Raw genomic sequence first — 19859 nt, 5'->3', positions numbered from 1 at the left:
GCTCAACTGAGCAGGGCGTTTTTATTGCAGTGGCATATCTGAGGGTCGTGCAAAACTTATTTGTAAATAACAGCGGTACCGTGAAGGGTGTTAGGACCGGTGACCGATGTGATACGGAATGATTTCGCGCCCATTTGTTCCGCTTTTTGCGCCAGCTGATCTTCCAGCGAACCGAGGTTGGTACCCGCGTTAGCAGAAATGGTACCGACTTTATGCTGATCGGCTGGAGCGGACTGGACTTCTACCGCAGCGAAGCTTGCAAAAGAAAGTGAACTAAGAACAGCGGCAGCGATGAGGGTTTTAACGTTTTTCATGAGTATTTACCTTTAAACAGACGTATCAGGAAGTCGTAAGTTATTTACTTAACGATCGATAGGTAAATGATAGATGTGATCTGCATCACACGTCAATATGATTTTATAATGATCGTTAAATTAATTTTAAATCCCTTAAATTTCATACCCATATGATTATTTTATTTTAACGAAATCAGTGCTGGTCGCGGGTTGCTATTATTTTTATAATGGTCATTCAACAAACCATTAGAGGTACAACGGCCCATGACAACCGACGTAACGAGTTGCACGAAGAAAAGCCGTGGCCGACCAAAGGTGTTCGACAGGGATGCGGCGCTTGATAAGGCCATGACATTATTCTGGCAGCATGGCTATGAAGCCACTTCACTGTCCGATCTGGTAGAAGCGACGGGAGCTAAAGCCCCAACGCTCTATGCAGAATTTACCAATAAAGAAGGCCTGTTCAGGGCTGTACTTGATCGCTACATCGCCCGTTTTGCGGCGAAGCATGAAGCCCAGCTTTTTTGTGAAGAGAAAACCGTAGAGCAGGCATTGCAAGATTACTTCGCGACGGTTGCGGCATGCTTTACCAGCAAAGACACGCCGGCGGGCTGCTTTATGATCAATACTTCCGCTACGCTCGCGGCATCTTCAAAAGGGATCGCGAATACCGTGAAATCCCGCCATGCGATGCAGGAAGAGACGCTGACTACGTTTCTCCGCCATCGCCAACAGCGGGGCGAGATCCCAGCACACTGCAACCCTGAACGGCTGGCACAGTATTTAAGCTGTATTCTTCAGGGCATGTCGATTAGCGCCCGTGAAGGGGCAACTCTGGAAAAACTGCAAAACATTACCGCCACCACGCTTCGTCTGTGGCCTGAATTATTGAAAAACTAAGATATATCCCCAGAAATGAGATTTAGCCTATTTAACAATAGGCTAAACCTTTCTCGTAACGCGTCTCGTTTGCTACTCTTAAACAAAGATAATTGCGCTGCTAATGATTAGCGGCCATTTATAAGAGAAAAGTTAACCAACGCATACGGAAGGAAAATAAAATGATTTTGCTATTACCATTATTCAAGGTGCTAATAGTCATTACATTGTTATTTGGTCTCTGGGTTATCTGTGGTGGTTCAGTACTGTTTGCATTTATCTCAATACTGATTACAGGATTTCTCTTCCTGCGCCAGCGCAACGTATTCGACCTATAACAATGATATTACAGCAAAAAAAGGCTCCTCAGCCTGAGCGATTGAGGAGCCGAATGTAAAGCACATCTTTCTTCACACCTTGTTATTCAGTACCAGCTGGCCATTGCCATCCAGTGGAATCTGGGTGCCGGGATCTTTATCCATACGGATTTTTCCCTTCTGCTCGCCAATCTTATACGTCACATCGTACCCCAGCATTTTTTCTGATTTGTCATACACCGTTTTACAGCGCTGCTGCGTCGTGGTGTAAGTATCGCCATCCTGCATTGCGCCCTGCACCTGATTACCGGCATAGCCGCCACCTAAGGCACCGACAACGGTCGCAACGTCTTTACCGCGACCACCGCCGAACTGATGGCCGATCACGCCACCCGCAACGGCACCGAGCACAGAACCCGCAATACGGTTTTCATCCTGAACAGGGCGTCGATGAGTGACCGCAACGTTACGGCATTCCTGACGCGGCGTTTTAATCGATTCTTTAATCGGGGTGGCTGAGACCACCTGAGCGTACTGCGGGCTGCGATCGAACGCATTTAGACTGGCAACCGCCGCTACGCCCAGCGCAGCAGCAACGCCAATCCCTATACCCGCCAACATTGATTTATTCACGGGACTTCCTCCTTTGTTGCTATTGGTAACAATTTTGCAATCAAAGCAAGAGATCGACTATCAGAATAACGCTCAAAAATAGCGGCATACGATAAGAAAAACCGCGTTTAGGAAGACTCCTAAGCGCTCAGGGGAACGATGACAGCATGATATGCTAAAAGCCCTTCCAGGCGATCTGGAAGGGCCGAAGGATTAGTGCAGTTTGAGGCGCGGGCGAATCACACGGTTAATACTGCCCACCAGCATCATCAGGCCAGTTTTGAAGTAACCATGCAACGCCACCTGGTGCATACGGTACAGAGAGATGTACACAAAGCGCGCGATGCGCCCTTCTACCATCATCGATCCGCGCATCAGGTTACCCATCAGGCTGCCTACGGTGGAGAAGTTAGACAGCGAAACCAGAGAACCATGGTCCTTGTAGACGTATGATTTCAGTGGCTTACCTTTGGTCTGCGCCAGAATGTTATGCAGCGCAAGGCTTGCCATCTGGTGTGCTGCCTGAGCGCGTGGCGGTACAAACCCGCCTTCAGGACGGGCACAGGACGCACAGTCACCGATAGCAAAAATATCCGCATCGCGCGTGGTTTGCAGAGTCGGTTCAACCACCAGCTGATTGATCCGGTTGGTTTCAAGCCCGCCAATTTCTTTCATGAAATCAGGCGCTTTGATACCCGCAGCCCAAACCATCAGGTCAGCTTCTATATACTCACCGCCTTTAGTGTGCAGACCACCAGCGTCGGCGCTGGTGACCATAGTTTGCGTCAGTACGCGTACGCCCATCTTAGTCAGTTCATTGTGCGCGGCGCCAGAAATGCGTGGCGGCAGGGCTGGCAGAATACGTTCACCTGCCTCAACCAGCGTCACGTTCAGCGCGTCGTTGGTCAGCCCTTTGTAACCGTAGCTGTGCAATTGTTTGACGGCATTATGCAGCTCTGCTGAAAGCTCCACACCCGTCGCACCACCGCCAACAATAGCGATATTGACCTTACCGTTCGCACCCAGATTATTGGAATATTTCAGGAACAGATTTAGCATTTCCTGATGGAAGCGACGTGCCTGATGCGGATTATCGAGGAAGATACAGTGATCTTTGACGCCTGGCGTATTGAAGTCGTTAGAGGTACTCCCCAGCGCCATCACCAGCGTGTCGTACGCAAGCTTACGTTCCGGGACCAGTAACTCGCCCTTCTCATCACGCAATTCTGCCAGCGTAATCGTCTTGCTTTCGCGGTTGATGTCCATGACCGAACCCAGCTGGAACTGGAAATCATGATTACGCGCATGCGCCAGATAGCTCAGGGCATCGACACCTTCATCCAGCGAACCGGTTGCCACTTCATGCAACAGCGGTTTCCAAAGATGGCTATGGTTGCGGTCAACCAGCGTAATCTTCGCTTTTTTGCCACGACCGAGCTTCTTCCCGAGTTGAGTGGCCAGCTCCAGCCCACCCGCACCGCCGCCTACAATCACTATCTTTTTCAATGGCGTAGTCAATGTGACCCCCTCAAATTATTAACCAATTGTTAATTAAAAGTTATAAAAATAACCCTTAATTAACAACAGGTTACAGCACTGAAACCATTCAGGTGCATTGAGAATACCACGCACGGCGCATTGGTCATACCAAAATTGATATGAATCAAGTTTTGATGATTTAATTTTGTACAAGTGTAGCAAAGAGAAAGCCCGGCAAGCCTGCGCCGCCGGGCCAGAAGAGTGGTATGCGAGGTTAACCCAACGTTTTGAAAGCTTTGATGCGCTGTAGATGCACAGAGATATTCTTGAATTTGTGAGTCTGCTCTTCGTCCCAGACGATTTCATAATAATGATGAAGGAACTCAGCCGCGCGGTGGCTGTTCAGCGCCTCATCCTGACGAGAGAGAATCACCATGCAGCGGTCACGATTTTTCTCACGGAAATTACTGACGCATTTCGTCGCGATATCAGCGTACTCTTCCGGACGATCGATCTTGCCTTCCATGTTCTCTTCCGGGAACAGGTTAGGATTGAACACCACCTGACGGATATCGCAGAGAAAACCGATCCGCTCCGCCCAATACCCGCCCAGACCCACGCCACAAATCAGGGGGCGTTCGTCAACGTTAAGCTGCAGCATTTTGTCGACTTCCTTGAGCAGATGCTGCATATCATGTTTCGGATGGCGCGTACTGTAGCTAATCAGCCGTACATCAGGGTCGATGAACTGCAGTTGCAGCACCTTCTCATGGTTACCAGGACTGTTCGAGTCAAAACCGTGCAAATAAATGATCATTGTTTCCTCGTCACATTACGCCTTCTGAGAGGGGTTATTGGCCCGCTTTATGAGCCTGCCAGCGCTCATTGAGTGCCTCAAGCTGTGCATTCACCGTCTTCCAGCGAGCCGTGTTCATCAGCTCCTGACGACCAAATGAACCTTTATGATACAATTGTGTAACACGCTCAGCATTGATCGGCGACAGGTTATCTAACACGCTAACTGCACCTTTACGATTATTACAGACCAGGATCATATCGCAACCTGCATCCAGGGAGGCTTGCCCGCGCTCCGCGTAACTGCCCATGATCGCGGCCCCTTCCATCGACAAATCGTCAGAGAAAATCACGCCGTTAAAACCAAGCTCCTGGCGCAAAACGGTTTTTAGCCAGTGCGATGATCCGCTGGCAGGACGAGGATCAACGTCGCTGTAAATCACATGCGCAGGCATGATCGCGTCAAGTTTGTTATCGGTAATCAGCGAGCGGAATACCGACATATCTTTTGCACGGATAACCTCTTCTGGACGCGGATCGCGTGGCGTCTCCTTATGCGAATCGGCGGTCACCGCGCCGTGTCCCGGGAAATGTTTACCCGTCGTTTTCATCCCGGCGGCATGCATACCGTCGATAAAGCGCGTTGCCATGGCCAGGGCGATTTGCGGGTCCTCATGATATGAACGCTCGCCAATGGCGGCGCTGATATGCCCCACGTCCAGCACTGGTGCAAAGCTGATGTCGATATCCATGGCGATCATTTCACTGGCCATCAGCCAGCCAGCATCCTGTGCCAGTTTTCCGCCTTCATCTGTGCCCATGAGCGCCGCAAAAGACTGCGCGGCGGGAAGCAGGGTAAATCCATCACGGAAGCGCTGAACGCGCCCACCTTCCTGATCCACCGCCACCACCAGACGATGATGCGACGCTTCACGAATTTGGCGAACCAGCTCGCGCAACTGCTCCGGGTCATGATAGTTGCGGGTAAACAGGATCAGGCCACCCACCAACGGATGCGCCAGAATCTCGCGCTCTACCGCATCCAGTTCATACCCTTCAACATCCAACATTACTGGACCCACACGAACCTCTCTTATCCTTTAGTTTGTAACTGACGCCAGACGTCATCTGCCAGCGCGATAAATTGTTTGTCACCTGATTGCCGCAGGCGCAGTTCATACCAGCCCGCCATCATCATCAATACCCAGGGCCGCCAGCGTTGCACCTGACGCATAAGCTGTTGGGGTTGCATCGCAGCGGTCTGCGCATACGCACGTACCAATTCCTGACGCGCCGCTTCCGTTGAACACCAAACGGCGGCCAGTTCGAGAGCGACATCGCCATCTCCCGCATATTCCCAGTCAATCAGCCTGTCCCCAACGGCGGAATGTACAATGTTTCCGGCATGGACATCCATGTGAACGGGGACCAGCCGCAACGAACGCGGTTCACCACGTCGACGTAGACGTTTTAGCATCGATAACCAAAACGGCGAGCGTCTGTGCGGCGCAGCCTGGAGCCAGTAATATTCCAGCAAGGGAGACAACGTTATCCGCCATCCGAGCCGAGACTGACGGTGCAAATGATACAGCACGGCTGCAAGGGTTTGCGCATCGGGAAGCACGGTTTTTACCTCACCGGCAAGATACTCGACGGCCATCCAACCCGTTTTAAAGAAGCACGGTTTAGGCACGACATCGGCGGGAAGACGCTTGAGCGCAAGGTACTGACGGCGAAAATGGAAGGCAGGCGCAGCAGTATCATACTGCTGGCGTAGAACCAGATGATGATCGCCCTGCGCAATGATGCAACTCGCTCCGCTAAGCCCGGCATGGGCTTGCGGCGCGATAAGGCGATATTGCGGGAAAAAGCGTGACAGAATGTCTTCACGCGTCAGGCTATTGCTGTTGAACGGCACCTTTACCTGACCAGATAATCTCACCTGTCTGAACCAGCATAAGCTGCATTTGCAGCGCTGGCGTATTCACGTTGCCCGTGGCGTTGGAATAGAGTACGTACTGCGCCCCGACGTTACGCGCGATACCGATAGCTTTGCTGCGTGAACCCAAACTATCCTGCGCCGAGAGGCCTAACTGCTGCTTCGCGACCGCCAGTTGTTGTGCAGACACCAGCGTAAATTTGCCATTGTTCGCCAGCGCATTGCGTAGCGTTTCCGTGGCCTCACCTGCATTAAGCGATCCATTGGTGCGGTTATTCACACTGTCCACCAGCAGCACGCTACCTGCGGTTACGCCTTGTGCCTGAAGCATTTTACCGACCATCGGTTGCATAGCACCGTTCCAGTCATAATGACGGACGCGTGGTGTCGGTTGCGCCGTTTGATCCTGATGTTCAACCGGGCCAGGCTGCGCAGGAATAGTCGGAACGGAAGGCACCGTTGGTACCGGTTGTGTCGGCTGCACGGGCTGTTCAGTGCCCGGTTTTGCTTCATCTACCGGTGCTGGTTGTTGATCCGTACGGGTAATACACCCGGTCAGGAACAACGCAAATGCCGTAACGAGCGCGTAACGGCTGAAATTCTTAATCAAGGTTCACCCCTTCCTTACAAATAAAGATAAAGTCTGACCTTATGCGCACCCAGATAGTTAGCGCTGCCGTATAGCTTAACCGACGAATTGGCCGGAATAATGACGGTGCGCGGCACTTCAAGTGGGTGCATTTCGAGGCCTCTTACGTCATACCAATAAAAACGATAGTGGACGGTGACAGGCTCCTGTCTTTCGTTATAGAGCGTTGAGGACGCCGACGGCTGGATTTCACTGATCGTCAGCGTAGGTGCTTCTGCGGTGATCCCCGCGGCCAGTACCGACGACTCCATCACCAACGTTTGTTCATCACTGACAGGAATGGCAGGACGCGAGCTACAGCCCGTCATCACAATGGCCAGTGCCAGTAAAGCAATACGCCCTCTTTGCATATTAAAGACCTTTATGCGCCAGCATCGGTCCCAGCGGACGACCGCCCAGGAGATGCATATGGATATGATAAACTTCCTGACCACCGTGAAGATTACAGTTCATGATCAAACGGTAACCCTCTTTCGCGATCCCTTCCTGCTCGGCGATTTTCGCCGCTACCGTCAGCATACGACCTAACGCCACTTCATGCTCGGGTTTCACGTCATTCACGGTAGGAATCAGAATATTGGGAATGATAAGGATGTGTGTCGGTGCCTGCGGTGAAATGTCACGGAAAGCCGTAACCAGTTCATCCTGATACACGATATCCGACGGAATTTCGCGGCGGATAATTTTGCTGAAAATGGTCTCTTCTGCCATGACGTTTTCCTTTTATGTTTGATCTGGCGTGGCGTGCCGGGCGTAGACATAAATGCTGCATTTAACGCCGTGACGCGATTCAAGAGTATGAGCGAGTTTCTCCTGTCCTTTCAACCTTATCCCTCGATTTCTTTCCTTATCGTGCATTTGCTGCTCGGAGAGTGACCATCCCTACCCTTTAGCCTGAGTGAAACATAATTTCATTTGAACTGGTTACATCTGTTTACATGGTGAATCCTAATGCGTATATTTCGCATTTGCATTTTCATGCGCATTTTACACATAGAAATGACCTTCGACCGTTTACGGGACCGAGGCACTTTATTCACTAATCATTCAGAAAGGGTTTGATGATGTCTTTCATTAATCACACCAGGGATGGGCAACGTCAGCCTGCCGCAACACCTTCGTTGCTGGCAGCCTGCATTGCTATGGCATTGATGCCGACCGCAAGTTTCGCCGCACCAACCACCGAAGATACGCTTATCGTCGACGGTTCATCTCAGTCAGACTCTTCTAATGAAGCTCACGATTACAGCGTAAAAACAACGACCGTTGGGACCAAGATGCAAATGGTCCAGCGCGATATCCCTCAGTCCGTCACTATTGTGAGCCAACAGCGCATGGCAGACCAGCAGTTGCAGACGCTGGGTGACGTGATGGACAACACCATGGGGATCAGTAAAAGCACGGCCGACTCCGATCGCAGCAGCTATTACTCGCGTGGTTTTGAAATCGATAACTACATGCTCGACGGCATCCCAACCTATTTCGAGTCTCGCTGGAATCTGGGTGATGCCCTTTCTGATACAGCCCTTTATGAGCGTGTAGAAGTGGTTCGTGGTGCGAACGGCCTGATGACCGGGACAGGGAACCCTTCTGCCGCTATCAATATGGTGCGTAAACACGCCACCAGCCGTGAATTCAAAGGCAATCTTTCTGCTGAATACGGTAGCTGGAATAAACAACGCTACGTCATGGATATGCAAGGCCCGTTGACCGACGATGGCAATGTGCGCGCCCGTATCGTGGCGGGTTATCAGGATAATGACTCCTGGCTGGATAACTACAACCAAAAGAAAACCTTCTTCTCCGGGATTGTTGATGCCGATCTGGGCGACATGACCTCACTGTCTGCCGGTTACGAATATCAGCGCATCGACGTGAATAACCAGACCTGGGGCGGATTACCGCGCTGGAATACCGATGGCAGCGTAAGACACTACGATCGTGCGCACAGCACCGCTCCCGACTGGGCCTACAATGACAAAGAATTCAATAAGTTCTTCGTCACCATGAAACAGCGCTTCGCCGAAAAATGGCAGGCCACCTTAAATGCGATGCACACCGAAGCGAAGTTTGACAGCAAAGCGATGTACCTTGATGCCTATGTTGATAAAAGCACCGGCATGCTGGCGGGCCCATACGCAAACTATGGCCCTGACTATGCTTACGTAGGCGGGACGGGCTGGAACAGCGGTAAGCGTAAAGTCGATGCGGTCGATCTGTTCGCTGACGGCGGTTACGATCTGTTCGATCGCCAGCATACGGTGATGATCGGTGCCAGCTACAGCCGCCAAACGAACCGCTATACCAACTCATGGGCAAACGTCTTCCCTGACGAACTGGGCAGTTTCTACGATTACAATGGCAACTTCCCGGAGACTAACTGGGGCTCTCAGGCTCTCGCTCAGGATGACAAAACCTATATGAAGTCGCTGTACGCCGCGACGCGTATCTCCCTCGCCGATCCGCTGCACCTGATCCTTGGCGCTCGCTACACTAACTGGCGCGTGGACACCATGACCTATGGCATGGAGAAAAATCACACGACGCCTTACGCCGGCCTGGTCTATGACATCGATGATAACTGGTCAGCCTATGGCAGCTATACCTCCATTTTCCAGCCGCAGAACTACCGTGACAGCTCGGGTGCCTACCTCGCGCCCATCACCGGTAACAACTACGAAGTGGGTTTGAAATCTGACTGGATGAACAGCCGTCTGACCACCACGCTGTCTGTATTCCGTATTGAGCAGGATAATGTGGCACAAAGCACTGGCCGTGTTATCCAGGGTTCGAGTGATATTGCCTACGAAGGCGTTGATGGTACCGTCAGTAAAGGCGTGGAATTTGAAATCAACGGCGCGTTGACCGATAACTGGCAGATGACCTTTGGGGCCACGCGCTACGTAGCGGAAGATAGCGACGGCAAGGACGTTAATCCGTACCTGCCACGGACGTCGGTGAAGTTGTTTACCAGCTATCGTCTGCCTGCATTGCCTGAGCTAACCGTTGGCGGCGGCGTTAACTGGCAGAACCGGGTCTATAGCGATGTCGCGACACCGTATGGCACGTGGCGTGCTGAGCAAGGAAGTTACGCGCTGGTTGATCTGTTTACCCGCTACCAGGTAACTAAGAACTTCTCGTTGCAGGGCAACCTTAATAACCTGTTCGATAAGACCTATGATACCAACGTGCAGGGTTCACTGGTTTACGGCGATCCACGCAACGTTAGCGTGACCGCCAGCTATCAGTTCTGATTCTTCGCCATCATGACAAAGGGAGCCTCACGGCTCCCTTTCTATTTCAGATGTAAAAAAGGCAGCCATTCGGCTGCCTTAGTCTCCCCAGGTCACAACTTAGTTGCTGCGGATGTATTCATCCATTTCTGTTTTCAGGTTATCGGATTTCGTTCCGAAGATTGCCTGAACACCAGAACCTGCAACAACTACGCCCGCTGCGCCCAGTTTTTTCAAGCCAGGTTGGTCAACTTTCGCAACATCAGCAACACTGACACGCAGACGAGTGATACAGGCGTCCAGGTTAGTGATGTTTTCTTTGCCGCCAAACGCTGCGATCAGAGCCGGAGCCATTTCGCTGGTAGACGTCGCTTTTACGTCGTCGGTAGCATCTTCACGACCTGGCGTTTTCAGGTCCAGTGCTTTGATAAGCACACGGAAGATGGTGTAGTACGCTACTGCGTAGCCCGCACCAACGATAGGGAACAGCCACAGTTTGCTGCTGTTACCAGAAAGCACGATGAAGTCGATCAGACCGTGCGAGAAGGATGTACCGTCGCGCATACCCAGCAGAATACAAATTGGGAATGCCAGGCCAGCCAGAACCGCATGGATAACGTACAGGATCGGCGCAACGAACATGAAGGAGAACTCGATCGGCTCGGTGATACCGGTCAGGAACGAGGTCAACGCTGCGGAGATCATGATACCGCCCACTTTTGCACGGTTCTCTGGTTTAGCAGAGTGCCAGATGGCAATCGCAGCCGCTGGCAGACCATACATTTTGAACAGGAAGCCACCAGACAGTTTGCCCGCAGTTGGGTCACCAGCCATGTAACGTGGGATATCACCGTGGAATACCTGACCTGCTGCGTTGGTGTATTCACCAATCTGCATCTGGAAAGGAACGTTCCAGATGTGGTGCAGACCAAACGGCACCAGGCAACGTTCAACGAAACCGTAGATACCGAACGCCACGACCGGGTTCTGGTATGCAGCCCACTGAGAGAAGGTCTGGATAGCGGAACCAATCGGTGGCCAGATGAAGGACAGCACGATGCCGGTGAAGATCGCAGCCAAACCAGAAATGATCGGTACGAAACGCTTGCCCGCGAAGAAGCCCAGATACTCAGGCAGCTTGATGCGATAGAAGCGGTTGAACATATAGGCTGCAATCGCACCAGATATGATACCGCCCAGAACACCGGTATCAGCCAGGTGTTTCGCCGCGATTTCTTCAGCCGGTAAATGCAGCACCAGTGGCGCGACCACAGCCATGGTTTTCACCATGATGCCGTAAGCAACCACAGACGCCAACGCAGATACGCCGTCGTTATTGGTAAAGCCCAGTGCCACACCGATGGCAAAAATCAGCGGCATGTTAGCAAAAACAGAACCGCCTGCTTCGGCCATCACGTGTGAAACTACGGCTGGTAGCCAGCTGAAATTAGCAGAACCGACGCCCAGCAGGATACCTGCGATAGGCAGTACGGATACTGGCAGCATCAGCGATTTACCGACCTTTTGCAGGTTAGCAAATGCATTCTTAAACATATTGAGAGTGCTCCTGAGTATTTGTGCTTTTTTTTTACGCTTTCACGCATTGGCACGGGGGGAGAACCGCGCCGTGGACAGAGCATCTAAGCGCTCTTTATTTATTACACAGGGTAAAATAATTCCCTGTGACTTTGTTTGACGGCTATCACGTTTCAGCTTCAGGCGGTCGAAAAACTTTCAGTTATTTACAAAAAGCATGTCTGGATGTGTCTAAATCCACCGTCACCGCCCCAAATAAGGCGGTGAACTTTACTCGCTTTAACTATTAATTACGAGCCTAAAAAAAACAGGTGAATCAGACAGATTGCAGGCGGGCGGGGTCGATGTGGAAAAGACTGGCGAAGTTTTCAGTGGTGGCGCGCGCCAGCTCTTCGAGGCTGACACCTTTGAGTACGGCCATATACTCAGCCACATCTCTCGTCATGGCCGGCTGGTTTTCTTTACCGCGATGCGGCACCGGTGCCAGATACGGAGAATCGGTTTCCACCAGCATACGATCGAGAGGAACATAACGCGCCGCTTCACGAAGCTGTTCGGCATTACGGAACGTCACGATCCCCGAAAACGAGATATAAAAGCCCATATCAAGTAGCTTACCCGCCGTTTCTCTGTCTTCTGTAAAACAGTGTAGTACGCCACCACAATCCGTCACCTTTTCTTCCTCAAGGATAGCCAGCGTATCGGCACGTGCGTCGCGGGTGTGGACGATGACGGGTTTATTCAGCTCGCGTCCAATGCGGATATGATGACGGAAAGACGCTTGCTGACGGGTTTTCGTTTCCGGCGTGTAAAAATAATCCAGCCCCGTTTCACCCATCGCCACAACGCCCTGCTCTGCGGCCATGAGACGCAAATCGTCGACGTTATACTCTTCGTCCTGATTCAAGGGATGCACGCCGCAGGAAAAGACCACGTTATCCCGCTCGCCCACCAGCTCACGCATCGAGCGGTATCCCGGTAAAGTGGTGGCTACCGCCAGGCAAAACTTCACATCGCGCGCGGCGGCCTTTGCCAGCACATCGTCCACGTCTTTGTGCAGAGATTGATAATCCAGGCCATCAAGATGGCAGTGTGAGTCGACTAAAAACATAATGTCTCTCTCAGAGATGGGAAGCAGGCTGTATTGCGCCTGGTTGCAGGTAATGTTCGATACGCAGTAATTGGTCGGTCAGTAATAGCTCTCGATTGAGTCCGGTAACGGTCAAAAGCTGTTCGCGACAGAGGCATACATCGTGAAGAATTGCGCGCAGCGTTGCGCCTGAAAGACGGTTTGCCAGCGTGTTGACCAGCGTCCACACATCAGCATTGCTAAGCTGTGTTGCCCCCTGCTGGAGCTTGAGTGCATCCAGCAGCAGTGAGGCGAGCCAGTGCAAACGCATGCCCACCTGATCATGATTAAGGGCGGTCAGTAACCCGAGCCAGTCACCGCTATCCAGAGTGTGACTCAGGGCAGCACAAAGCTGAGTTCTCTGTGCCCAGTTTCCCTGTTGAAGCAGGTCTAGTGCGGCAGCCGGCGCCCCGCTGCTTAAGCGTAATGCCGTCAACGCCTCTTCTTGTGACACCGTCACTTCTCGTTGAATCCAGGTAAGCGACCAGGATTCATGTGGAGGTGAAAGATGATGCAGCCGGCAACGGCTGCGTAGCGTGGCAAGCAGTCGGCCCGGTTCACGACAGGACATGAAAAACCAGGTATTAACCGGTGGCTCTTCAAGGGTCTTTAATAGCGCATTGGCTGCGGCTTCGGTCAGAAGCGCCGCATCGTTTAACCACACGACCTTTGCCCCACCTAGACGTGCGTGTTCATACAGTTTTTCACTGACCTCACGAACGGCATCAATACCCAGGGTGCTTTTCCCTTTCTCAGGCTCAAGCGTGTAGAAATCTGGATGTGTTCCAGCCTGCATCAGCTGGCAGCCGCGGCATTTCCCGCAGCTTTTATGTCCTTCAGGCTGCTGACACATCAGAAAACGCGTCATGGCGTAAATCAGCGCATCGTCACCCATTCCGGGTAGCGCCTGAATAAGTAACGCATGATGCCCCCGACCGGCCTGATAGCTTTTCATCAGCTGATCAAAGTGCGGACGCAACCATGGGTACCATTTCATGCCTGTTGCTCCTGCAACCATTGTGCGATGGTTTCGCGAATAGAGCGGGTAACATCTTCGAGCGACTGAGTCGCATCAACCGTGCGGATAGTGCTATCCGTCGCGGCCAGTTCCAGATAACGCGCACGGGTGCGGTTAAAGAAATCCATCGACTCTTGCTCAATACGATCAAGATCGCCGCGCGCGCGCGCGCGTTTGAGGCCCACCTCCGGCGTGACGTCCAGATAGAGCGTCAGGTCAGGACGGAAATTACCCAGTACAGCATCACGCAGCGTTGCCAGCATCGTCTGATCGATACCCCGTCCACCGCCCTGATAGGCCTGGGTCGATAAATCGTGACGATCGCCGATCACCCATTTACCCTCGGCCAAAGCAGGTTTAATGACGGTTTCAACCAGTTGCACACGTGCGGCATAAAACATCAGCACTTCTGCTTTGTCATTAATCACTTCGTCGCCGACGGATTTAATATCCAGCACCAGGCTTCTTAGCTTTTCAGCCAACTGAGTACCACCCGGTTCGCGGGTGAAAACCATCTCAGCGATGCCCAGCTCTTTGAGCGTGTCGACCACAACATTACGTGCTGTGGTTTTCCCGGCGCCTTCCAGCCCCTCAATGACGATGTAATTACTGCGCATTTTTTTCCTTAAGTGCTTTCAGATAGTCCTGAACAGAGCGATTGTGGCTGGCAAGGTTGGTGTTAAAGGTGTGCCCACCTTTACCATCGGCCACAAAGTAGAGATACGGTGTCTTGGCCGGATGCGCGGTGGCATCCAGCGAGGCCTGACTCGGCGTGGCAATAGGCCCCGGCGGCAAGCCGTTAATCACGTAGGTATTATACGCTGTTGGCGTCTCGAGATCCTTACGAGAGATCTTCCCGACATAGTTCTCACCCATCCCGTAAATAACCGTCGGGTCAGTTTGTAAACGCATGCCGATGCGCAGGCGGTTAATAAAGACTGATGCGACCCGATCGCGTTCATGCGCGACAGCGGTCTCCTTCTCGATAATAGAGGCCATAGTAACGAACTGATTCTGATCTTTATAAGGCAGCCCCTCGGCACGTCCTTCCCAGGCACTATCAACCGCGGCTACCATTTTTTTGTGAGCGCGTTTCAGAATGGCAACGTCCGTCGTACCGGCGGTATACATCCAGGTGTCAGGCCAGAACCAACCTTCGACCCATTCGGGATGCTCCAGCTTCAGGACATCTGCGACCGTCGCATAGCTGTCATCCTTCAGGGTATGCTTAATATAAGGTGCATCACGAAGCTGTTTCAGGTAATCGCTTAAGCGCATCCCTTCCACAAATCGCAGCGGGAACTGTGCCTCTTTGCCGCTTTCAAGCAGCTCCAGCATTTCACGTACCGTCATGCCTGGCGTGAAGCGGTAGGTCCCGGCTTTAAAATGCGAAAGCTCTGGCTGAACACGCAGCAACCATTGCAGTACGCGTGGACGGTTAATCACCTTATCGCTGTAAAGCTGTTCACCCAATGCCAGACGGCCAGTGCCTGCTTTCAGCGTGAAGACTGTTTCTTCTTTTATCAGGATTTTGCTGTTCGCCATCTGACGAACCTTCCACATTCCCACCCCGCCGGCAATACCCAGCACAACGATGAGGAGAAGAACAAAGCGCAACATTTTTTTCATGACTATCCAGTTTGCTCACAGAGTGGGGCTAAAAACGAGTACAACTCACGCGATGACCAGGCGTGTTTACCATAAGCACGTACCGGCACGACGGGCATGAGCGCGTTGCAAATGACAACCTCATCGGCTGTCAACAACGCCGCTTCGCCCACGGTAGTTTCGACAACGCGAAAACCGGAGTGTGCCAGATGCTGTAAACAAAACTGCCGCATGATGCCATTCACGCCTGCCTGATCGAGTCGAGGAGTGAAGACATCGTTACCCTGTCGCCACAATAAATTTGCCGCACAGCATTCCGTAATGAACCCTTCGCTGTCAAGAACCAGCGCCTCGTCCGCTTCTGACTGCTCAAGATGAGTACGAATGAGAACCTGCTCAAGCCGATTAAGATGTTTTATCCCCGCAAGCATAGGGTTCCGACCCAGGCGCACAGGGCTAAGTGCCAGAGAGATCCCTTCAGTTTGCCAGCGGTCATAATGCGAAGGATAGGTAGAAACGCTGAGAATTCGTGTCGGCTGGTGGCAACTGGCTCCGCTATATCCGCGCCCGCCGCTGCCACGGCTAATAATCACTTTTAGTACGCCGCGTGGATTCCCCGATGCCATTGCACGCATTTCATTTTCGAGTTCAACCCAATGCACAAAGGGGATCAGCAGTGTTTCGCATGCGATCTGCAAGCGCTGAAGATGAGCGGCGAGTAAGCACACATCACCGCCAATGATTCGCGCGGTGGTAAAGCAGCCATCGCCAAACTGGACTGCCCTGTCGTTTGCGGGAAGAGAGTCCTGCTTATGGCCATTAATTAAGAACATGGTGGCTCCTTTTGCATGACCAAATAGTTTGGCAGGGTGAATTATGCAGAACAAGGGAAAAAAACCGAATAAAAAAAGGCCCGACAAGCGGACCTTTTTAGCTAGCGTGACGCGCAGTTCAACTCAGACCTTTTTAAAGATCAAAGAGCCGTTAGTACCGCCGAAGCCAAAGGAGTTACACAGTGTGTATTCCAGACCGCTGACCTGACGAGCCTCGTGTGGAACGAAGTCCAGATCGCAACCTTCATCCGGGTTATCCAGGTTGATGGTTGGCGGAACAGCCTGATCGCGGAGCGCCAGAATGGAGTAGATTGATTCTACTGCACCCGCTGCACCCAACAGGTGACCGGTCATGGATTTAGTGGAGCTCACCATAATGCGGTTTGCAGCATCACCAAATACAGACTTAACGGCCTGAGTTTCAGCTTTATCGCCCGCAGGGGTCGACGTGCCGTGGGCGTTAACGTAGCCAATCTGGCCCGGCTCGATACCCGCATCACGGATAGCGTTCACCATCGCCAGTGCGGCACCCGCACCATCTTCCGGTGGAGACGTCATGTGGTACGCATCGCTACTCATGCCGAAACCGATGATTTCAGCATAAATTTTCGCACCGCGTTTTTTCGCGTGTTCGTACTCTTCAAGCACGATCATGCCAGCACCGTCACCCAGAACGAAACCATCACGGTCTTTATCCCACGGACGGCTCGCGGCTTGAGGGTTGTCGTTACGGGTAGACAGCGCACGCGCTGCACCGAAACCACCTACACCCAGCGGGGTACTGGCTTTTTCAGCACCACCTGCAACCATCGCATCCGCATCGCCATATGCGATAATGCGCGCAGCCTGACCGATGTTATGCACACCAGAAGTACAGGCAGTCGCGATAGAAATACTTGGGCCACGCAGGCCGAACATGATGGTCAAATGACCCGCCACCATGTTAACAATCGTGGACGGAACGAAGAATGGGCTAATCTTACGTGGGCCACCATTGACCAAAGAGGTATGGTTTTCCTCGATTAGACCAAGACCGCCAATCCCGGAGCCAATAGCGGCACCAATACGGGTTGCGTTTTCTTCCGTTATTTCAAGGCCAGAATCCTGCATGGCCTGAATGCCAGCGACAATTCCATATTGAATGAAAGCATCCATCTTGCGTTGTTCTTTACGCGAGATGAAATCTTCACAGTTAAAATCCTTTACTAAGCCAGCAAATTTCGTTGCATAGGCGCTAGTATCGAAATGGTCGATTAGGCTGATGCCGCTCTGACCGGCAAGGAGAGCTTTCCAGGTGGACTCTACGGTATTGCCGACAGGAGACAACATGCCAAGTCCGGTCACAACTACACGACGCTTAGACACGTATGTCCTCCAGGGAGGGATAAATAAAAGAGATGGGTGAAAAGAAAAAGATAAAACTCAGGCGGTCGAATGACCGCCTGGAGATGTTCACTTACGCCTGGTGACCGTTGATGTAATCAATGGCAGCCTGAACGGTGGTGATTTTCTCAGCTTCTTCGTCTGGAATCTCAGTGTCAAACTCTTCTTCCAGAGCCATTACCAGCTCAACGGTGTCAAGAGAATCTGCGCCCAGGTCTTCAACGAAGGAAGCGGAGTTCACAACTTCTTCCTGCTTAACGCCCAGCTGCTCGCCAATAATTTTCTTAACGCGTTCTTCGATAGTGCTCATACTCTTAAATTTCCTATCAAAACTCGCTTTCGCGATGGTTTTCGTAGTGTATAAAATGTTGAAAAATTTGCAACTAAATCTCGGCAGATCGTACCACGATTTTGCGTTATTCTGAGGCCATTCACCCTAATAACGCAAATATTTTCGATCGTGATTAAACCATGTACATTCCGCCGTTGACGTGGAGAGTCTCACCAGTGATGTAACTCGCTTCGTCAGAGGCTAAAAATGCAACCGCACTGGCGATCTCTTTAGGGTCGCCAAGACGGCCCGCAGGAACAGCCGCCAGCGTACCCGCACGCTGATCTTCAGTCAGCGCACGTGTCATGTCCGTTTCAATAAAGCCCGGAGCAACAACGTTGACAGTAATGCCGCGAGACGCGATTTCACGCGCCAACGACTTACTGAAACCAATCAGACCCGCTTTCGCCGCAGCGTAGTTTGCCTGACCAGCATTTCCCATGGTACCAACCACGGAACCAATAGTGATAATACGACCATGACGCTTTTTCATCATAGCTCGCATTACCGCTTTTGACAGACGGAATACAGATGACAGGTTGGTTTCGATAATATCGTCCCACTCTTCATCTTTCATTCGCATCAGCAGGTTGTCGCGAGTGATACCGGCATTATTTACCAAAATATCGACTTCGCCAAACTCTGCACGAATATTTTGCAGAACAGATTCGATAGATGCAGGATCGGTCACATTCAGCACCAGACCCTTGCCGTTCTCACCCAAATATTCGCTAATGGCTTTTGCACCGCTTTCACTGGTTGCCGTACCGACAACTTTCGCGCCACGCGCGACAAGTGTTTCAGCGATTGCACGTCCGATACCGCGGCTTGCACCCGTTACCAGCGCGATTTTTCCTTCAAAACTCATGGCTTTCCTCTTTTATTGCGAGAGTGCCGCTGACAGCGCTTCTGGCTCGTTAATGGCCGATGCTGTCAGGGTGTCAACAATACGCTTCGTCAGACCGGTCAGCACTTTTCCTGGGCCGGCTTCATAAAGATGCTCAACGCCCTGCGAGGCCATAAACTCAACGGTTTTGGTCCATTGCACTGGGCTATAAAGCTGGCGAACCAGCGCGTCACGAATGGCTTCTGGCGCGGTTTCACATTTCACGTCAACGTTATTCACTACAGGAATCGTTGGCGTGCTGAAAGTCATTTTTTGCAGCTCAACGGCCAGCTTCTCTGCTGCGGGTTTCATCAACGCACAGTGGGACGGTACACTGACAGGCAGCGGCAGCGCGCGTTTGGCGCCAGCGGCTTTACACGCTGCACCAGCACGTTCAACGGCTTCTTTGTTGCCCGCGATAACCACCTGGCCCGGAGAGTTAAAGTTGACCGGAGAAACCACCTGGCCTTCTGCCGAATCTTCACACGCTTTCGCAATCGAAGCATCGTCCAGACCGATAATAGCAGACATCGCACCTGTACCTTCCGGCACCGCTTCCTGCATGAATTTACCGCGCATTTCGACCAGGCGTACAGCGTCTGCAAAGGCAATGACGCCCGCACAAACCAGCGCAGAATATTCTCCCAGACTGTGACCCGCCAACAGCACTGGTGCTTTCCCGCCCTGTTGCTGCCACACACGCCACAGCGCAACGGAAGCCGTAAGCAGCGCAGGTTGCGTCTGCCAGGTTTTGTTCAGCTCTTCTGCTGGCCCTTGCTGCGTCAACGTCCAAAGATCATAACCCAGCGCATCAGAAGCTTCACGGAAAGTCTCTTCGATAATAGGGTAGTTTGCCGCTAAACCAGACAACATCCCAACCGCCTGAGAACCCTGACCTGGGAATACGAAAGCAAATTGCGTCATTTTTAATCCTTA

At 52.0% G+C, this 19859-nt stretch carries 21 protein-coding genes; 2 read left to right on the top strand and 19 right to left on the bottom strand.

Annotation, left to right across the window (positions count from 1 at the left end; translation table 11 throughout):
- Positions 1-56: 56 nt before the first annotated feature.
- On the bottom strand, positions 57-314 hold the full coding sequence (gene bhsA / locus AC6EMZ_RS04475; RefSeq protein WP_498401188.1) for a multiple stress resistance protein BhsA: 258 nt from the start codon (positions 312-314) through the stop codon (positions 57-59).
- Positions 315-560: 246 nt separating this feature from the next.
- On the opposite strand from bhsA, the gene AC6EMZ_RS04470 reads away from it, so the two are divergent.
- Complete coding sequence (locus AC6EMZ_RS04470; protein ID WP_498401187.1) at positions 561-1196, top strand: TetR/AcrR family transcriptional regulator; 636 nt, start codon at positions 561-563, stop codon at positions 1194-1196.
- A gap of 389 nt (positions 1197-1585) precedes the next feature.
- Here the strand turns inward: AC6EMZ_RS04470 and AC6EMZ_RS04465 are convergent, their stop codons facing one another.
- From AC6EMZ_RS04465 to hinT, 8 genes are all read right to left on the bottom strand, one after another.
- Positions 1586-2125 carry a glycine zipper 2TM domain-containing protein gene (locus AC6EMZ_RS04465; RefSeq protein WP_498401186.1) on the bottom strand — a complete coding sequence of 180 codons (540 nt, stop codon included), beginning with the start codon at positions 2123-2125 and terminating at the stop codon, positions 1586-1588.
- Positions 2126-2317: 192 nt separating this feature from the next.
- Positions 2318-3622 (bottom strand): NAD(P)/FAD-dependent oxidoreductase, encoded by a 1305-nt coding sequence (locus tag AC6EMZ_RS04460; protein ID WP_498401185.1) that lies wholly within the window; start codon positions 3620-3622, stop codon positions 2318-2320.
- Positions 3623-3857: 235 nt separating this feature from the next.
- Positions 3858-4400, bottom strand: coding sequence for an alpha/beta hydrolase YcfP (gene ycfP / locus AC6EMZ_RS04455; RefSeq protein ID WP_498401184.1), 543 nt, complete (start codon positions 4398-4400; stop codon positions 3858-3860).
- Positions 4401-4434: 34 nt separating this feature from the next.
- Positions 4435-5460: a beta-N-acetylhexosaminidase gene (gene nagZ / locus AC6EMZ_RS04450; protein ID WP_498401182.1), complete on the bottom strand. Its 1026-nt coding sequence runs from the start codon at positions 5458-5460 to the stop codon at positions 4435-4437.
- A gap of 11 nt (positions 5461-5471) precedes the next feature.
- Positions 5472-6296 (bottom strand): thiamine kinase, encoded by an 825-nt coding sequence (gene thiK, locus AC6EMZ_RS04445; RefSeq protein ID WP_498401474.1) that lies wholly within the window; start codon positions 6294-6296, stop codon positions 5472-5474.
- The gene (gene lpoB / locus AC6EMZ_RS04440; protein WP_498401181.1) at positions 6277-6927 is read right to left on the bottom strand and encodes a penicillin-binding protein activator LpoB; all 651 of its coding nucleotides are present in this window, start codon (positions 6925-6927) and stop codon (positions 6277-6279) included. Before lpoB ends, thiK begins: the two co-directional genes overlap by 20 nt.
- Positions 6928-6941: 14 nt before the next feature.
- On the bottom strand, positions 6942-7316 hold the full coding sequence (locus tag AC6EMZ_RS04435) for a YcfL family putative periplasmic lipoprotein (protein ID WP_498401180.1): 375 nt from the start codon (positions 7314-7316) through the stop codon (positions 6942-6944).
- A gap of 1 nt (position 7317) precedes the next feature.
- Positions 7318-7677 (bottom strand): purine nucleoside phosphoramidase, encoded by a 360-nt coding sequence (hinT, locus tag AC6EMZ_RS04430; RefSeq protein ID WP_498401179.1) that lies wholly within the window; start codon positions 7675-7677, stop codon positions 7318-7320.
- A 353-nt stretch (positions 7678-8030) separates the two neighbouring features.
- On the opposite strand from hinT, the gene fhuE reads away from it, so the two are divergent.
- Complete coding sequence (gene fhuE, locus AC6EMZ_RS04425; RefSeq protein WP_498401473.1) at positions 8031-10220, top strand: ferric-rhodotorulic acid/ferric-coprogen receptor FhuE; 2190 nt, start codon at positions 8031-8033, stop codon at positions 10218-10220.
- A gap of 99 nt (positions 10221-10319) precedes the next feature.
- On the opposite strand, the gene ptsG is transcribed toward fhuE, so the two are convergent.
- The 10 genes from ptsG to fabD form a co-directional block, all read right to left on the bottom strand.
- On the bottom strand, positions 10320-11753 hold the full coding sequence (ptsG, locus tag AC6EMZ_RS04420; protein WP_498401178.1) for a PTS glucose transporter subunit IIBC: 1434 nt from the start codon (positions 11751-11753) through the stop codon (positions 10320-10322).
- Between the two features lie 298 nt (positions 11754-12051).
- Complete coding sequence (locus AC6EMZ_RS04415) at positions 12052-12846, bottom strand: metal-dependent hydrolase (protein WP_498401177.1); 795 nt, start codon at positions 12844-12846, stop codon at positions 12052-12054.
- Between the two features lie 10 nt (positions 12847-12856).
- Positions 12857-13861, bottom strand: coding sequence for a DNA polymerase III subunit delta' (gene holB / locus AC6EMZ_RS04410; protein ID WP_498401176.1), 1005 nt, complete (start codon positions 13859-13861; stop codon positions 12857-12859).
- Positions 13858-14499, bottom strand: coding sequence for a dTMP kinase (gene tmk, locus AC6EMZ_RS04405; protein WP_498401175.1), 642 nt, complete (start codon positions 14497-14499; stop codon positions 13858-13860). The genes holB and tmk overlap by 4 nt, the downstream gene beginning before the upstream one ends.
- Positions 14489-15511: a cell division protein YceG gene (gene yceG / locus AC6EMZ_RS04400; protein ID WP_498401174.1), complete on the bottom strand. Its 1023-nt coding sequence runs from the start codon at positions 15509-15511 to the stop codon at positions 14489-14491. The genes tmk and yceG overlap by 11 nt, the downstream gene beginning before the upstream one ends.
- A 2-nt stretch (positions 15512-15513) precedes the next feature.
- A complete protein-coding gene (gene pabC, locus AC6EMZ_RS04395) occupies positions 15514-16323 on the bottom strand; it encodes an aminodeoxychorismate lyase (RefSeq protein ID WP_498401173.1) in 810 nt (269 codons plus the stop codon).
- A 123-nt stretch (positions 16324-16446) separates the two neighbouring features.
- Complete coding sequence (gene fabF / locus AC6EMZ_RS04390) at positions 16447-17688, bottom strand: beta-ketoacyl-ACP synthase II (RefSeq protein ID WP_498401172.1); 1242 nt, start codon at positions 17686-17688, stop codon at positions 16447-16449.
- A 91-nt stretch (positions 17689-17779) separates the two neighbouring features.
- Positions 17780-18016, bottom strand: coding sequence for an acyl carrier protein (gene acpP, locus AC6EMZ_RS04385; protein WP_003857954.1), 237 nt, complete (start codon positions 18014-18016; stop codon positions 17780-17782).
- A gap of 154 nt (positions 18017-18170) precedes the next feature.
- Positions 18171-18905, bottom strand: a complete 735-nt coding sequence (gene fabG / locus AC6EMZ_RS04380) for a 3-oxoacyl-ACP reductase FabG (RefSeq protein ID WP_498401170.1) — start codon at positions 18903-18905, stop codon at positions 18171-18173.
- Positions 18906-18917: 12 nt separating this feature from the next.
- Positions 18918-19847 (bottom strand): ACP S-malonyltransferase, encoded by a 930-nt coding sequence (fabD, locus tag AC6EMZ_RS04375; protein WP_498401169.1) that lies wholly within the window; start codon positions 19845-19847, stop codon positions 18918-18920.
- Positions 19848-19859 lie beyond the last annotated feature (12 nt).

It is taken from the genome of Enterobacter sp. SCRI0065 (assembly GCF_059766475.1).
Note: the sequence above shows the minus strand (reverse complement) of the source record. Positions and strands in the feature narration are given on the sequence as shown.

Coding starts and splice junctions, on each gene's coding strand:
- bhsA (WP_498401188.1), bottom strand. CDS start 314: ATGAAAAACGTTAAAACCCTCATCGCTGCCGCTGTTCTTAGTTCACTT.
- AC6EMZ_RS04470 (WP_498401187.1), top strand. CDS start 561: ATGACAACCGACGTAACGAGTTGCACGAAGAAAAGCCGTGGCCGACCA.
- ycfP (WP_498401184.1), bottom strand. CDS start 4,400: ATGATCATTTATTTGCACGGTTTTGACTCGAACAGTCCTGGTAACCAT.
- AC6EMZ_RS04435 (WP_498401180.1), bottom strand. CDS start 7,316: ATGCAAAGAGGGCGTATTGCTTTACTGGCACTGGCCATTGTGATGACG.
- hinT (WP_498401179.1), bottom strand. CDS start 7,677: ATGGCAGAAGAGACCATTTTCAGCAAAATTATCCGCCGCGAAATTCCG.
- fhuE (WP_498401473.1), top strand. CDS start 8,031: ATGTCTTTCATTAATCACACCAGGGATGGGCAACGTCAGCCTGCCGCA.
- ptsG (WP_498401178.1), bottom strand. CDS start 11,753: ATGTTTAAGAATGCATTTGCTAACCTGCAAAAGGTCGGTAAATCGCTG.
- AC6EMZ_RS04415 (WP_498401177.1), bottom strand. CDS start 12,846: ATGTTTTTAGTCGACTCACACTGCCATCTTGATGGCCTGGATTATCAA.
- holB (WP_498401176.1), bottom strand. CDS start 13,861: ATGAAATGGTACCCATGGTTGCGTCCGCACTTTGATCAGCTGATGAAA.
- tmk (WP_498401175.1), bottom strand. CDS start 14,499: ATGCGCAGTAATTACATCGTCATTGAGGGGCTGGAAGGCGCCGGGAAA.
- yceG (WP_498401174.1), bottom strand. CDS start 15,511: ATGAAAAAAATGTTGCGCTTTGTTCTTCTCCTCATCGTTGTGCTGGGT.
- pabC (WP_498401173.1), bottom strand. CDS start 16,323: ATGTTCTTAATTAATGGCCATAAGCAGGACTCTCTTCCCGCAAACGAC.
- acpP (WP_003857954.1), bottom strand. CDS start 18,016: ATGAGCACTATCGAAGAACGCGTTAAGAAAATTATTGGCGAGCAGCTG.
- fabG (WP_498401170.1), bottom strand. CDS start 18,905: ATGAGTTTTGAAGGAAAAATCGCGCTGGTAACGGGTGCAAGCCGCGGT.
- fabD (WP_498401169.1), bottom strand. CDS start 19,847: ATGACGCAATTTGCTTTCGTATTCCCAGGTCAGGGTTCTCAGGCGGTT.